The 13,691-nt window shown below is 63.0% G+C and carries 14 protein-coding genes and 1 pseudogene; 6 read left to right on the plus strand and 9 right to left on the minus strand.

Annotated elements, in window-relative coordinates; all coding sequences use genetic code 11:
- Positions 1-32: 32 nt before the first annotated feature.
- On the plus strand, positions 33-572 hold the full coding sequence (locus LOY53_RS08715; protein ID WP_252827281.1) for a histidine phosphatase family protein: 540 nt from the start codon (positions 33-35) through the stop codon (positions 570-572).
- Between the two features lie 12 nt (positions 573-584).
- Here the strand turns inward: LOY53_RS08715 and LOY53_RS08720 are convergent, their stop codons facing one another.
- Together LOY53_RS08720 and LOY53_RS08725 are read right to left on the minus strand one after the other, a co-directional pair.
- Entirely contained in the window at positions 585-1,370 is a 786-nt protein-coding gene (locus LOY53_RS08720) for a sulfite exporter TauE/SafE family protein (RefSeq protein WP_027593979.1), read from the minus strand.
- Positions 1,371-1,491: 121 nt separating this feature from the next.
- A complete protein-coding gene (locus LOY53_RS08725; RefSeq protein WP_252827282.1) occupies positions 1,492-2,097 on the minus strand; it encodes a helix-turn-helix domain-containing protein in 606 nt (201 codons plus the stop codon).
- A 115-nt stretch (positions 2,098-2,212) separates the two neighbouring features.
- Between LOY53_RS08725 and LOY53_RS08730 the strand changes: the two genes are divergently transcribed.
- The 3 genes from LOY53_RS08730 to LOY53_RS08740 all read left to right on the plus strand — a co-directional run bounded on the left by LOY53_RS08730 (position 2,213) and on the right by LOY53_RS08740 (position 4,971).
- Complete coding sequence (locus tag LOY53_RS08730) at positions 2,213-3,349, plus strand: FAD-binding oxidoreductase (protein WP_258703869.1); 1,137 nt, start codon at positions 2,213-2,215, stop codon at positions 3,347-3,349.
- Positions 3,350-3,361: 12 nt separating this feature from the next.
- Complete coding sequence (locus tag LOY53_RS08735) at positions 3,362-3,739, plus strand: RidA family protein (RefSeq protein WP_252827284.1); 378 nt, start codon at positions 3,362-3,364, stop codon at positions 3,737-3,739.
- 167 nt (positions 3,740-3,906) lie between these two features.
- Positions 3,907-4,971, plus strand: coding sequence for a hypothetical protein (locus LOY53_RS08740; RefSeq protein ID WP_099429949.1), 1,065 nt, complete (start codon positions 3,907-3,909; stop codon positions 4,969-4,971).
- A gap of 75 nt (positions 4,972-5,046) precedes the next feature.
- On the opposite strand, the gene mcpA is transcribed toward LOY53_RS08740, so the two are convergent.
- Entirely contained in the window at positions 5,047-6,933 is a 1,887-nt protein-coding gene (gene mcpA / locus LOY53_RS08745) for a methyl-accepting chemotaxis protein McpA (RefSeq protein WP_099453456.1), read from the minus strand.
- A 141-nt stretch (positions 6,934-7,074) separates the two neighbouring features.
- A complete protein-coding gene (locus tag LOY53_RS08750; protein WP_252827285.1) occupies positions 7,075-7,953 on the minus strand; it encodes a LysR family transcriptional regulator in 879 nt (292 codons plus the stop codon).
- 102 nt (positions 7,954-8,055) lie between these two features.
- Here LOY53_RS08750 and LOY53_RS08755 point away from each other — a divergent pair, with 102 nt between their 5' ends.
- Positions 8,056-8,484 carry a PACE efflux transporter gene (locus LOY53_RS08755; protein WP_027593972.1) on the plus strand — a complete coding sequence of 143 codons (429 nt, stop codon included), beginning with the start codon at positions 8,056-8,058 and terminating at the stop codon, positions 8,482-8,484.
- A gap of 64 nt (positions 8,485-8,548) precedes the next feature.
- On the opposite strand, the gene LOY53_RS08760 is transcribed toward LOY53_RS08755, so the two are convergent.
- The 5 genes from LOY53_RS08760 to LOY53_RS08780 form a co-directional block, all read right to left on the minus strand.
- Positions 8,549-9,613: a hypothetical protein gene (locus LOY53_RS08760; RefSeq protein ID WP_258703870.1), complete on the minus strand. Its 1,065-nt coding sequence runs from the start codon at positions 9,611-9,613 to the stop codon at positions 8,549-8,551.
- A gap of 111 nt (positions 9,614-9,724) precedes the next feature.
- Positions 9,725-10,405, minus strand: a complete 681-nt coding sequence (locus LOY53_RS08765; protein WP_027593970.1) for a GntR family transcriptional regulator — start codon at positions 10,403-10,405, stop codon at positions 9,725-9,727.
- A 15-nt stretch (positions 10,406-10,420) separates the two neighbouring features.
- On the minus strand, positions 10,421-11,125 hold the full coding sequence (locus LOY53_RS08770; protein WP_099453459.1) for a FadR/GntR family transcriptional regulator: 705 nt from the start codon (positions 11,123-11,125) through the stop codon (positions 10,421-10,423).
- Positions 11,126-11,169: 44 nt separating this feature from the next.
- Complete coding sequence (locus LOY53_RS08775; RefSeq protein ID WP_027593968.1) at positions 11,170-12,480, minus strand: C4-dicarboxylate transporter DctA; 1,311 nt, start codon at positions 12,478-12,480, stop codon at positions 11,170-11,172.
- Between the two features lie 247 nt (positions 12,481-12,727).
- Positions 12,728-13,042: a helix-turn-helix domain-containing protein gene (locus tag LOY53_RS08780; RefSeq protein ID WP_027593967.1), complete on the minus strand. Its 315-nt coding sequence runs from the start codon at positions 13,040-13,042 to the stop codon at positions 12,728-12,730.
- 164 nt (positions 13,043-13,206) lie between these two features.
- Here LOY53_RS08780 and LOY53_RS26845 point away from each other — a divergent pair.
- Positions 13,207-13,638 (plus strand): annotated as a pseudogene (locus LOY53_RS26845) (PAS domain-containing protein); the annotation flags it as partial.
- Positions 13,639-13,691 lie beyond the last annotated feature (53 nt).

Consider the following 13,691-nt stretch of genomic DNA (forward strand, 5'->3'; position numbering starts at 1 on the left):
ATCCGCTCCCGCCTGCCATGAAGAGAACACTGGTGAAAGCCGTTCGCCTGACCCTCGTTTGCCATGCCCTGACCCCCGCGCAGAAGACCGGCTGCCTGCCCAGGCCGGAGGACGGCATCCTGGCGCTGGAGCAACCGCCCGTGTCAGCTGGGCCTGCCGTGCAGGTGCTGACTGCGCCGGAGCGGCGAGCCTGCGAGACGGCGGCATTTTTATCGGTGCAAGCACGGGTCGAACCCGCATTGGCGGATTGCGACCTGGGGTGTTGGCAAGGCTTGTCGCTCAAGCAGTTGCAGGCAGCTCATCCACAGGCGTTGTCCGAATGGCTGGAAAACCCCGACAGCACACCGCATGGCGGCGAATCGTTCGCCCAGCTGTGCCAGCGCGTAGCGGCTTGGCTGGCGGCGTTCGACACGCCGGGTGAATGGCTGGCGGTGACTCACCCCATGGTCATCCGTGCCGTGCTGGTCCAGCTATTGGGGTGTCCGATGAGCGCCCATCAGCGCATTGATGTGCTGCCGCTATCGCGCCTTGAGCTCAGCTTCGCCGGGCAGTGGCGTCTGCGTCTGGGTTGATAGCGGTGGCAGTTAGAAGGCCAGTTTGTAGCCGATCAGCAACAGCATCGCGGCCAGGCACGGGCGCAGCACGCGGTCGGAAATCCGCCCGGTAAGGTGGCTGCCCATGTAGATACCCGGCAGCGAACCAAGCAGCAAGTAGCCCAACAGCGACCAGTCCATGTTGCCCATGCCGGCGTGGCCCAGGCCCGCGACCAACGTCAGCGGTACCGCGTGGGCGATTTCGGTGCCGACCAGGCGGCGGGTCACCAGGAACGGATAAAGCAGGAACAAGGCCACGGTGCCCAGTGCGCCGGCGCCGATGGAGGTCAGGGTGACCATGACGCCCAGCACGACGCCGGTGAGCACGGTCAGCGTGTTCAGGCTGCGGTCGCTGAGATGATAGTGGTCACCGGCATGACGGCTGGCGAATGCCTGCAGGCGCGATTTGAACAGAATGGCCAGTGCGGTGAGGATCAACACCACGGCCAGGCCTTGCTTGATGATGGCGTTGAGCGCCGAGGTGTCGGTATGCAGGGTGCTGAGGAACCACAGGGTCAGTGCGGCGGCGGGCACGCTGCCCAGGCTCAGCAGGCCGGTGATTTTCCAGTCGATGTTCTTGTTGCGGGCATGCACCCAGACGCCACTGGCCTTGGTGATGGCGGCATAGAGCAGGTCGGTGCCGACAGCGGTGGCCGGGTTGATGCCAAACCACAAAAGAATAGGGGTCATCAGCGAGCCGCCGCCTACGCCGGTCATACCGACGATGAAACCCACGACCAGCCCGGCAAGGGTGAAACCGAAAGAACCTACATCCATACGCTACTCGACTGCCCAACTTTGCCCGTTATCGGATGGAAGCCAGCATATAGAATTTTTAATAGCCAAATAGACTAGTTCGTTATTAGGTTATAACTGCGTGGCGCCTGTGCGGCACCGCTTAGCGGTCCGTCATGACCACCATCACCTGCGCATCACCGCCGTCTTCGCTTTCCGACAGGTAGATATGCCCCACCTGGCTATTGAAGTAGGCGGTCTCTTGCGGTCCGATGCTGACGGCTTCACCCGTTTCGAACTCGATGCGCACGCGCCCGCTGAGCACCAGTGCGAACTCTTGGCCCGGGTGGCGGATAAAGTCGTCGAACTGCCCGCGTTCGCGCGCGATGATGCGGGCATAGGCGGGTGTCATGCGCCGCTCGGGGAATGCACCGGCGATCGGGTGGTAGTCGTAGGTACCCGTTGCGTACCCCGCCACCGCGGCCAGTGAATCCACCACCACAGTGACCGGCACCGGTGTATCGGCGGTGCCGCTGGCACGGAACAGCTGCGCAATATCGACATTCAACGCACGGGCAGCGGCGGCCAGTTTTTCGTAACTTACCGAGACTTGGGCAAGCTCCATTTTCGACAAGGTCGACACCGGCACGCCGCTGGCTTCGGACAATTGCTTGAGGGTCAGTTGGCGCGCCTTGCGCACCTGGCGCAGGCGCCTGCCGACGGCGGCGCGGTCTAGCAAGGGCTGGGCATCGGGACGGTCATCGGGCATTCGGGGCACTCGGCATACGGCGTTGGTCGGGCATATTACCTTGGACCCTTGCGCATTTCTAAATTCTCATATATTAGAATTCTCATAAATGATAATTATCGAAGCAGGAGCGTGCATGACCCCGATCTACGACACCCTGATCATTGGCGCAGGCATTGCCGGCGCCTCCTTGGGTTATCGCCTGGCTGGCCAGCAACGGGTGCTGCTGCTCGAGCGCGAGTCACAGCCGGGCTATCACTCGACCGGGCGCTCGGCGGCCATGTTCATGGAGGCCTACGGCACGCCGCAGATTCAGGCGCTGACCCGTGCCAGCCGGGCGTTTTACGAAGCGCCGCCCACAGGCTTTTGCGAGCACCCTTTGCTTGAGCCGCGCGGTTGCCTCTATGTCGCCAGCCATGAACAACAGCAGCTGCTTGAACAGACCCATGCGCAGAACCTGGCCAATGGCACCGAAGTCAGCCTGCTCGACCGCGACGCGGCGCTGGCGCTGGTGCCAAGCCTGCGGCCTGAAGTCGTGGCCGGCGCAGTGCTGGAGCCAGGCGCCATGGACCTGGATGTACACGCGCTGCACCAAGGGTTTTTACGCGGCTATCGGGTTGCCGGGGGGGAACTGCGCTGCAACGCGGAATTGGCCAAGGCCCGCTTGCTCGATGGGGTATGGCAGGTGGAATTGAGCGATGGCAGCTGTGTCCAGGCTCATCAACTGGTCAATGCGGCAGGTGCCTGGGCCGACCGCGTCGCCGAGCAATGCGGCGTGGCGCCCATCGGCCTGCAGCCGTGCCGCCGCAGCGCGTTTACTTTCCCCGGCCCCGCCGAGCAGGACTTCGCCTGCTGGCCAGCGGTGATTGGCGTTGACGAGAGCTTCTATTTCAAGCCCGACGCCGGGCAACTGCTCGGCTCACCCGCCAACGCCGACCCGGTCGAACCCCAGGACGCCGCGCCCGAAGAGCTCGATGTGGCGGTGGGCATCTACAAAATCGAAGCCATGACCACGCTGACTATCCGCCGACCAAGCCACAGTTGGGCCGGTTTGCGTTCGTTTGTTGCCGATGGCGACCTGGTGATTGGTTTCGATTCGCGCATGCCTGCGTTTTTCTGGCTGGCGGCGCAAGGTGGCTATGGCATCCAGTCGGCCGCAGGTGCTTCGCGCCTGGCAGCTGACCTGCTGCTGGGCCAGCCGCTGTGCCCTAGCCTTGTCAGCCAGGGGGTGGCGCCTGAACGCCTGTCCCCGGCACGTTTCCAGCAACCGTGAAAGGAGCTTTCCATGAGCAATGATATCCAGCGTTTTCCCAGCAGCCTGCCATTTCCGTTTTCCCGTGGGGTAAAAGCCGGCGGCTTTCTGTTTCTGTCTGGCCAAGTGCCGATGAGTGCCAGCGGCGAAGTGGTGCGGGGTGATATCCAGACCCAGACCCGGGCAGCCTGCGAACGCATCGCCGAGAGCCTGGAGGCGTGCGGGGCACGCTTCGATCAAGTGGTGAAAGCCACGGTGTGGCTGTCGGACATGAGCCACTTCGCCGGCTTCAACGAGGTTTACAAGGAGTTCTTCGGCGCCGCCTTGCCCGTTCGTTCAACGGTGGCCTCGGCGTTGGCGCTGGGGGTGGATGTGGAGATCGAGGTGCAGGCGTTTATCGGCCAAGCGTAACCGTTCACTGATCCAGCAGGAAATTGTAGGCGCAGCCTTGTGCTGCGTAAGGGCCCGATGGCCAACGGAACTGCTGTGGTGCTGCTGGCCTCTTCGCAGCACAAGGCTGCTCCTACAGAGATTCTTTGCCGCAGTGACACACAACAACAATAAAACCAGAGGTTCACATGCAAGAGCAGCTGAAAATCGCCGGGGCCTTCGTTGGCGTGATCGTGGGGGCGGGCTTTGCTTCGGGGCGGGAACTGTTGTTGTTCTTTGTCGATTTCGGGGTGTGGGGGCTGGTCGGCGCGCTGGTCAGTGCCGCCTTGTTCACCTTCCTCGGCATGGCCTTGGCGGGCTTGGGCAACCGCCTGCGGGCCACATCGCACAAGGATGTGATACAGGCCATCTGTGGCCGTCACCTGGGCCTTTTCGTCGACTGGCTGATCACCTTCTTCATGTTCGCCGTCACCGTGGTCATGCTGGCCGGTGGGGGCGCACTGCTGGAGCAGCAGTTCGGCATCCCGGCGTTGACCGGCAGCGTGCTGATGACGGTCGTGGTGGTGGGCATCGTGTGCCTGGACGTGCGCAAGGTGATCCTGGCCATCGGCGCGATCACCCCGTTGTTGATCCTGGTGGCGTCGGCGATTGCACTGTACGCAGTGTTCACCCGCGAGCAGAGCTTTGCCGACCTCGATCACCTGGCGAGCCAGCAGCAGGCCGGTACCCGTCATTGGCTGTTGGGCGCGTTCTTGTATGTGTCCTACAACATCGTTGCCGGTGCACCGATCCTGGCCATTCTGGGGGGCTCGGCCAAGGGCGAGAAGACTGCGGTGTGGGGCGGGTTGCTGGGCGGTGCAGCGCTCGGTGGCCTGATGTTGGTGATGAGCGCCGGGCTGTTGTCGCGCCTGGACAGCGTCGCCGATCTGCCGATGCCGATGCTGTCGATTGCCAATGAGGTGTCGCCGCTGTTGGGGCTGGTGATGTGCCTGATCATTTTCGGCATGATCGTGAACACAGCGGTGGGCACTATGTTCTCGTTCCTTTCGCGGCTGTTGCCGGCGGGCACGGCGACGTTTCGCTGGGGCTCGGTGGTGACCGGGGTGGTGGCGTTTGGCTGTAGCCTGGTGGGGTTCATCAGCCTGGTGGGCGAGGTGTATCCGCTGTTTGGCTACCTGGGGTTTGTGCTGATGGCGGCGGTGTTGCTGGCCTGGGTGCGGCGGGGTAAGGCGGTAAAAGCGGTGGTGGTTTAGGGGCGCTGCTGCGCAGCCCATTCGCGGGCAAGCCCGCTCCCACAGGGGGAGAGGGCTTGCTGGCGAACGTGACAGTTAGATTCTGAAGCTGCCCACCAGCTGCTTCAATCGGCCAGCTTGTTGGGCCAACTGATCGCAGTGCAGCAGTGTCTCGTTCAGGTTCTCGACGCCTTGCTGGTTGAGGGCGTTGATCTGGGTGATGTCCAGGTTGAGGCTCTCGACCACGGCAGTCTGCTCTTCAGTGGCAGTGGCCACCGACTGGTTCATGCCATCGATCTCGCCAATGCGCTGGGTCACGCTGGCCAGGCGCACACCGGCCTGGTTGGCCACCTGCACGGTCTGTTCGCTGGAGACCTGGCTGGTGTTCATGGTATGCACCGCCTCGCGCGAGCCCACTTGCAGGCTGGTGATCATGCGATGGATCTCTTCGGCCGACTCTTGGGTGCGGTGCGCCAGGTTGCGCACCTCGTCGGCGACCACGGCGAAGCCACGGCCGGCTTCACCGGCACGCGCGGCTTCGATGGCGGCGTTGAGTGCCAGCAGGTTGGTCTGCTGGGAAATGCCTTTGATCACATCGAGAATCTTGCCGATTTCGTCGGTGCTGGCGTTGAGCGTTTCAATCTGTGCGCACGATTCGCTGATGCGCTGCGACAGGGCGGTCATGGCACTGATCGCTTCCTCGACCACTTCGCGGCCACCGTGGGCCTGCTCGCTGGCGCCGCTGGCATGCTGCGAGGCGTCGGCGGCGTTGCGCGCGATCTCCTGGGTAGCAGCACCCAGCTCGTTGATGGCTGCCGCTACACTGTTGGTGCGCATGCTCTGTTCTTCGGAGCCGGTGATCGAGGCGTTGGAGGCGTTGACCACCTTTTCCGACAGGTCATGCACCAGCCGCGTGGCCGACGACACTTCACTGATCGAGGCATGGATGCGTTCAACGAACCGGTTGAACGACATCGCCAGTTCGCCGAATTCGTCCTTGTTCTGCACGGCCAGGCGGCGGGTGAGGTCACCTTCGCCTTCAGCGATGTCGCGCATGGCGCGGCCCATGGTGGTCAGCGGTTGCATCAGCACCGGGATCAACAAGCCCAGCAGGCCGGCGATGGCGGCCACGGCGATGAGCATGGCGATGATCGCGGAGGTGCGGAATTGGCTAAGGGCGGCGTAGGCCTTGTCCTTGTCGATCGACAGGCCGATGTACCACTGGGCCGACGGCAGGCCGTTGACCGGGGCAAAGGAGATCAGGCGGTCCTGGCCATTGAGGGTGACATCCTGCATGCCCGAGGCGACGCGCAGGCCACTGCCAGGGTAGATGTCCTTGAGGTTTTTCATCACCTGGTCTTTGTCCGGGCTGACGATTACCTGGCCATTGCTGTCGGCAAGGAAGGCATGGCCGATGCCGCCGAAATCGACCGAGTTGATGATCTCGACCAAGGTGTCGAGGGTCACGTCGCCACCGACCACGCCGATCAGTTCACCGTTGCTTTTGCCCTTCACGGGGGTGGCAATGGTTACCATCAAGCCGCCGACGGCGCCTTGGTAAGGTGCGGTCAAAACGGTCTGCCCGGCGCTTGCCGCGGTGCTGTACCACGGGCGTTGGCGGGGGTCGTAACCGGCGGGCATCTGCGCGTCTGGGCGCTGGGTGAATGCACCGTTGGCCTGGCCCAGGTAGGTGAACAGGAAATTACGCGTATAGGACGGCTGCTCGACCAGGCCGTTCAGGGTGTCACCGGCGCCTTGCTGGCCGATGTCCTGGGCCAGGTTTTCCAGTACCAGGATGCGCCCGCTCATCCAGTTCTGCACGCTGCTGGCAGTCAGTGCGCCGGATTGCTGCACCGAGGACTCGATATTCTGGCGAATGGTGTTGCGTTGCAGGTAGTCGTTGTAGAGGGTGAACAGGGCAAAAGCCAGGACCACGACGCCGCACGCGCTGAGCAGGATCTTGTGGCGAAATTTCAGGTTCATGTTTCGAGACCTTGAGCCAATCAGGGGGGAGGGCATAGCGCACTCATGACGCGCTGCGCCCTGTCGTCTGGCTATCGGCTAGAGGGGTAAAAAATTGAAACACTTAGCGAAATTTCTTTAGGCCGTTTCGACGAACGGCATTCAGCGTTTACACAGCTGTTCGATCAACAGCCGCGCCGCCTGGCGCAGCGGGTGCTGCTTACGCCACAGGATGTGCACGGGCAACTGCAGTTCATTACGGGTATTGCGAAAATCCAGCCGCACCAGCCGCCCGGCCGCCAACAGCGGCGCGATGCGCGAAAGCGGCAGGTCACCCCAGCCCAGGCCAGCCTCGACCATCTGCAGGGCGACATCGAAGCTGTCGGTTGACCAGTGCGTGGCCCCGATCAGGGCGCGCGGGTCGGTCAGCGGCAAGTCGCGGCTGCGCACCAGGATCTGGCGCACATTGATCAGGTCTTCAAGGTAGTGAATGCGTGCGTCGAGCAGCGCCGGATGGGTGGGTGACAGGGTAGCCACTAGCGACTCAATGCCAATGTACTGGAAGCCGCGACGGGCATCGACCTGCAGGCCGGCGAAGGCTACGCAGAGGTCGGCACGGCCACTGTCGAGCAAGTGCAGGGCTTCTTCCTGGGGGGCGCTGAGCAGCGCGATGTCCAGCAGCGGGTAGCGCTCACCGAGCTGGGCGATTGCGCTTAATAGCGGGCGATGGTCGACGTCGGGGACCACCGCGATGGTCAGGCTGCTCTCAAGCCCTTGGGACAACTCCAGGGCATGCACCTGCAGCAGCCCGAGCTGTTCGGCGATCAACCTGGCGTGGGGTTCCAGGGCCAAGGCCTGGGCCGTCGCCCGCACTTCGCGCGGGCCGCGTTCGAACAGGCTGTAGCCGAGCTCCGCCTCAAGGTTGCCGATGGCCATGCTCACAGCCGACGGCACCCGATGCAAGGCGCGTGCGGCAGCGGAGAACGAACCGCGGTCGAGCACGGCGAGAAACAGCTGAATATTGTCGCTGGAAAAGTTCATGGCAACCTCCTGTCAGTAGATCTGACAGCTGCTGACTTTAACTGTCAAGAGGATTGAAGCATGCTCGCCCCCCTCGTTTTTTGATTTTGGAGGTAAACCCAGGTGCAGGGGCTCAAACGCAAACTGGTCTATGTGACTTTCTATGAACTGATCGGGTTGTGCATGTCCACCCTCGGGCTGGCGTATCTGTCAGACACCCAGGCTTCCCACACCGGGCCATTGGCCGTGATGATCACCACCATCGCGATGCTCTGGAACCTGATTTACAACACCCTGTTCGAACGCTGGGAGGCCCGCCAGGCCAAACGCGGGCGCAGCGTGGCCCGGCGCGTGGCGCATGCCATCGGTTTTCAACTGACGTTGGTGGTGTACCTGATTCCGCTGATTGCCTGGTGGTTGGACATGAGCCTGGTCGAGGCGTTTCTGGTGGACCTGGCGTTCATCATCCTGGTGCCGTGCTACACCTTTGCCTACAACTGGGCATTCGACAGGCTCTTCGGCTTGCCCACCTCGGCGCTGGCCACTGCCTGACGGGCTGCTGAAACGCCCCTTGTAGAAGCAGCCTTGTGCTGCGAAGAGGCCCGCACAAGCAACCCTAAGGCGGCAGGCGTATCAACAAAGGCGCCTGCCGCTGTTCCGCCTGCGGCTCTACCGGCTGCTCCACCGGCCGCGGCGCACTGGCCAGCAAACTGTCCTCGACCTGCCCCGACAGGTAATACACCCCCGCCATCGCCCCGCTCTGGCGGTTCTCCATCAACTCCTGCCATTCCTGGTTCAGCGCCACGTTGAGGATCACCCGCAACTGTTCAACCATCTGCGGTTGTTCACGGCCGTGGGTGATCATGCCGTAACCGGTCGCCGCCACCGAGATCATTGCCCCAGCCACCTTGCCCACCGCAGAAGCCACGGCACTGGCGATACCGCGTGGGGCCAGGGTGGCGCCGAGCTTCTCGCTGGCGCGAGTGGCCACCGACGACAGGCCCACGTCGGTCTGCCCCGGGCCTTTGCTGGCTTGTTGGTGCAAATGCTCGCGCATGGCTTGCCAGGCCGGTTGTTGGTCCAGCGACTTGGCCCGCAGCAGTTGGTAGAGGCTGGCGTTGCGTGCAGCCGGTGGGCCCAGGGCGATGGCGGGTATCCGGTTGAGGCGCTGGCTGAATTGCTCTGCCGGTGCGTTGTAGCGGGCGATGATGCCAGGCAGTTGCTGGCCGAACAGTTGCACGTACAGTTCACAGGCCCGGTCGCGAATACCCTCGGGGTTGATCTGCTCGGCCACGGGCTCGATCACCCGTTCGTGGTACTGCTCCTGCAGGTACAGCGCCAGGCGTTTTTCTGCAGGCTCACGGCCCTCGCCACTGTCGAGCTTGTACCAGGCGACCTTGAGGGTCAGCCATTGTTGGGTCCAGTAGCCGGTGAACCAGGGGATGAAGTCGCTCTCGGTGCGTTGCTGCACCTGCGCCTTCCATACCCGCATCGAGCGGCGAGCGTAGTCGTTGGCCGACCCGGCGGCACCGACCGAGGCCTTGATCAAGTCCTGGTCGATGCGCTGCCAGGTGGCGGGGGTGAGCACGGCGGGCGGTGGCGGGGCAGGCGGGCGCTTGCTCGCACAGCCGCCGAGGGCCAGCATCAGGCACAGTAGCAGTAAGGGGGTACGCGAGCTCACGCGGCCGCCTCCCTGGGTAGAGGCTGGGGTGGTTTCTCGAGTATAGAGAGAAGGCTGCCAGTAGGAGCGGCCTTGCGTCGCGAAAGGCCGCTCCTACAACGGCGAAAAAACTCAGCCCAGGTCGAGCTTGTCTTGCAGGCGATCCAGGTGCTCGTGCATCAACGCCAGCGCTGCGGGGGCATCACCTGCCTCGACCGCATCGATGATCGCCGCATGTTCTTCCCAGGCACAGTGGTCGCAGCAGGGCGACTCATAGCGGGCGATGATCAGCGAGGTCATCGGCACCAGGCCGTTGAGAAACCGCGCCAGCGGCGCGTTGGCGGCGACCTGCGCGAGCTTCAGGTGAAACTCGCCGCCCAGGCGGATGGCCGCGCAGCGCTCACCGTTTTCGTGGTGTTGGCGCTCCCGCTCGACCAGCAGGCGCAACTGGCGGATCTGCGCCGGCCGGGCGCGTTGCGCGGCGAGGGTGATCAAGGTGGTTTCGGCCAGGCGCCTGGCACTGAGCACCTGGCGCGCCTGGTCTGGGTCGGGTGCGGCCAGGTGCGCGGTGTGGCTGGGGCGCTGAACCACCACCTGTTGGTCCGACAGGCGGCCAAGCACCCGGCGTATCACCGTGCGGCTGACACCAAAGGCATGGCCTAAGGCCTGCTCGGGCAGCAGCGCACCTGGCGGCAAGCGCTGTTCAAGAATTGCGTCGAACAGCCGTGGGTAGATCTGGTCGGCCGACAGGCGAGTTTCGCCGGCGGCGAGCAAGGCAGGCAGGCGGGGGGCGGCGTGGGCGCAGGCGGTCATGGTCGCTCTCCTGGGTCAAGGGCGGGGGTGTTCGTCCGGGATGTTCAGTTGGATGCCCATGCGCTGGCCTTCGGCAAGGATGTGCTGGCGCATCTGGGCGCTGGCCTCGGCGCTGTTGCGTTCGCGGATGGCGCGCACCACGGCATCGTTTTCCTTCAGCCGTGCGGCCAGGTGCTCGGGCGAGTTGCGCAGCATGTCGGCGCTCTGCTTGAGGGCGTTGCTGGTCTGCTGCACCACGCTCTGGAAGATCGGGTTGGTGGTCAGGGCGAACAGCGCCTCATGCAAGGCGATGTAGGCTTTGACCCCGGCTTCGCTGTCATCGGCCTCCAGCGCTTCGCGCATGTCCATCAGCGTCAGGCGTAATTGGCCGATGTCGTGGCTGTTGGCCGATTGCGCGACCAGGCCGACGATGAAGGGCTCAAGGGTGTAGCGCAGCTCCAGTACATCGGCCAGGCTGGCCGACGCGCTGGTGTCGATGCCCGGCTCTTGCAGGGCAGCATCGGCATCCAGCACCAGCACGCCTTTACCGGGCAGCGCGCGCACCAGGCCCAGGGTTTCCAGCACGGTGACGGCTTCGCGCAGGCTGGGGCGGCTGATGCCCAGTTGTTCGGCCAGTTCGCGCTGGCCAGGCAGCATGTCGCCGGAGCGCCACTGGCCTCGGGCCAGGGCTTGGCGGAGTTTTTCCACCACTGAGTTGACGACGGTCGATGAGCTGATCACGGTTCGCTCCTGGAAGGGCCGGCGTCATCGCCGGCCGCGTTCGATCAGAATTCCTGTTGATGGATGTTGGGCTGCTTGCGGGGCGTGTGGGCAAAACCTGGTTTGCCAGCGAGTACGTTCTGCGCGCGCTCCAGGTCGATGTCCTTCTCCCAGCGCGCGATGGCCACGGTGGCTACGCAGTTGCCGATCAGGTTGGTCAGTGCCCGGCCGATACCCATGAACCAGTCCACTGCCAGCACCAGCACCAGGCCCACCACCGGGATGGCCGGCACGGCGGTCAGGGTGGCGGCGAGGATCACCAGCGCCGAGCCTGGGATGCCATGAGCGCCCTTGGAAGTCACCAGCGAGACCAGCAGGATGGTCAGCAGGTCGGTCATCTCCAGTGGCGTGCCGGTGGCGTTGGCGATGAACACGATGGCCAGCGTCAGGTAGATGGAGAAACCGTCGAGGTTGAACGAGTAGCCAGTCGGGATCACCAGGCCGACGGTAGAGGTACCGATGCCCAGGTGTTCGAGCTTGCGCATGATCTGCGGCAGCACGGCGTCGGAAGAGGCGGTGCCGAGGACGATGGTCAGCTCCTCACGCAGGTATTTGATCAGGGGCAGCAGTTTCAGGCCCGACAGGCGCATGACGGTACCCAGGACAATCAGCACGAAGCCGGCGCAGGTCAGGTAGAACAGCGCCACCAGGCCACCCAGGTGCTGCAGCGACTCGAGGCCATATTTGCTGGTGGTGAAGGCGATTGCGCCGAACACACCAATGGGCGCCAGGCGCACGATCATGCCCATGATGCGGAAGATCACGTGGCTAAGCTCGTTGATCAGCCGCGAAATACCTGCCGCCGAGTCACCCACCAGGTTCAGTGCACTGCCGAACAGCACCGAGAACAGCAGCACCTGCAGGATGTTGTTGTCAGCAAAGGCGCCGATCACCGACGTCGGGATCAGGTCCATGAAGAAGGCGGTGGCACCATGGATGTGCTGGCCGCGCTCGGCCAGGCTGCTGGCGTCGGCGCTGGACAACTGGTCCAGATGGATGTTGGCACCGCTGCCAATGCCGCTGGTGAAGGCGAACACCAGGCCGATCACCAAGGCGATGGTGGTCAGTACTTCGAAGTAGATGACTGATTTCAGGCCGATCCGCCCAACCTTTTTCAAGTCGCCAGCACCGGAGATACCGCTGACCACCACACAGAAGACGATCAAGCCGATGAGCATCTTGATCAGCTTGATAAAGCCGTCACCGAGGGGTTTGAGTTGCAGGGAGACTTCGGGGAAGCTGAGGCCGCAGGCAATGCCGAGGGCAAGGCCCAGCACGACTTGCAGGAAGATCGAACGCGAGCACCATTTGAGCATGGGAGTGATCTCTGGTCGGTGTCCTTGCTTCGATGCCGCGAGGGTCAAAGAGCGCAGGACTTAATTATTGTGGTCTTACCGGTTTGTTCAGCGCGAGGCCATAAAAGCGCGAAAAATCCTACATTGCAAGTGATTTTGGCCTTACCGGTCTGACCAGTTGTGGGGCAATTGGCCCTGCCAGGCTCTAATTCGGTGCATGCCATTTATCGGGGCTGAACAGCGCCCCCAGGTAAACCGATGAATCAGGTCAGGGCTTGGCCAACGCCTGGTCCACTGCTGCAATCAGCTTGCCAAGATCTTTGGGCGGGGCGTTGTGGATGACACCGAACAGGTAGGCGCGCTGCTCCTCTTCGTCGTCCGGTTCGGCGAAGAAGTCCTTAGGTTTGACACCCAGTACACCTGCGAACGCCATGAGCGCGTCGACGCTGGGGGTATAGGCGCCGGTCTCGAAACGGCTGATGGTCTTGGGGTCGAAGCCGGTTCGCTCGGCGAATTGTGCCTGGGTCAGACCCGCCAGCTTGCGGTAGCGGCGCAGGGCAAAACCCAGAGCTGATCTCGTCATCACTTAATTCCCATTTAGAATCAAGAACTTAACGATATCTATCCGCATGGCGCAACGCCATGATCGATCACCTTTATTTGATTTATGTGATGAATTTCGTAGAATTCGCGGCTTGACCGGACAGTCATCGTCGAGTTTCCAGTGTCATTCGGCCTCATGCCGGTATGGCTGGAAGCGCATGTGCACATTGGAGCGGATCGCTGCGTATCGGTTCCGATGGTCGTCGATGGGCAGGGTGCCGGTTCGTCAGTGAATGGAGTCTCATCGTGCGTCTCAATCTCCCGGTAACCCCGGTCGAGCAACGTTTCCCCTCGGGTCAGCGGCTGATTTCCGCCACCGACACCGCCAGCCACATTACCTACTGCAACCCGGAATTTGCCGCCATCAGCGGTTACAGCGTGGCCGAGCTGATCGGCAGCCCGCACAACCTGGTGCGCCACCCCGACATGCCGCCAGCGGTGTACGCATTGATGTGGCGCTACCTCAAAGCCGGCAAAAGCTGGATGGGCATCGTCAAGAACCGCTGCCGCAATGGCGACTTCTACTGGGTCAATGCCTACGTCACGCCGATCCTGGAAGACGGCCGGGTGATCGGCTACGAATCGGTGCGGGTCTGCCCGACCCGCGAACAAGTCAGCCGTGCCGAGGC

Source organism: Pseudomonas sp. B21-031 (assembly GCF_024748985.1).
Lineage (GTDB): Bacteria > Pseudomonadota > Gammaproteobacteria > Pseudomonadales > Pseudomonadaceae > Aquipseudomonas > Aquipseudomonas kermanshahensis.

Excerpts from the sequence above, each read along its gene's own strand:
- LOY53_RS08720 (WP_027593979.1), bottom strand. The coding sequence starts at position 1,370 with ATGGATGTAGGTTCTTTCGGTTTCACCCTTGCCGGGCTGGTCGTGGGT.
- LOY53_RS08725 (WP_252827282.1), bottom strand. The coding sequence starts at position 2,097 with ATGCCCGATGACCGTCCCGATGCCCAGCCCTTGCTAGACCGCGCCGCC.
- LOY53_RS08730 (WP_258703869.1), top strand. The coding sequence starts at position 2,213 with ATGACCCCGATCTACGACACCCTGATCATTGGCGCAGGCATTGCCGGC.
- LOY53_RS08735 (WP_252827284.1), top strand. The coding sequence starts at position 3,362 with ATGAGCAATGATATCCAGCGTTTTCCCAGCAGCCTGCCATTTCCGTTT.
- LOY53_RS08740 (WP_099429949.1), top strand. The coding sequence starts at position 3,907 with ATGCAAGAGCAGCTGAAAATCGCCGGGGCCTTCGTTGGCGTGATCGTG.
- mcpA (WP_099453456.1), bottom strand. The coding sequence starts at position 6,933 with ATGAACCTGAAATTTCGCCACAAGATCCTGCTCAGCGCGTGCGGCGTC.
- LOY53_RS08750 (WP_252827285.1), bottom strand. The coding sequence starts at position 7,953 with ATGAACTTTTCCAGCGACAATATTCAGCTGTTTCTCGCCGTGCTCGAC.
- LOY53_RS08765 (WP_027593970.1), bottom strand. The coding sequence starts at position 10,405 with ATGACCGCCTGCGCCCACGCCGCCCCCCGCCTGCCTGCCTTGCTCGCC.
- LOY53_RS08775 (WP_027593968.1), bottom strand. The coding sequence starts at position 12,480 with ATGCTCAAATGGTGCTCGCGTTCGATCTTCCTGCAAGTCGTGCTGGGC.
- LOY53_RS08780 (WP_027593967.1), bottom strand. The coding sequence starts at position 13,042 with ATGACGAGATCAGCTCTGGGTTTTGCCCTGCGCCGCTACCGCAAGCTG.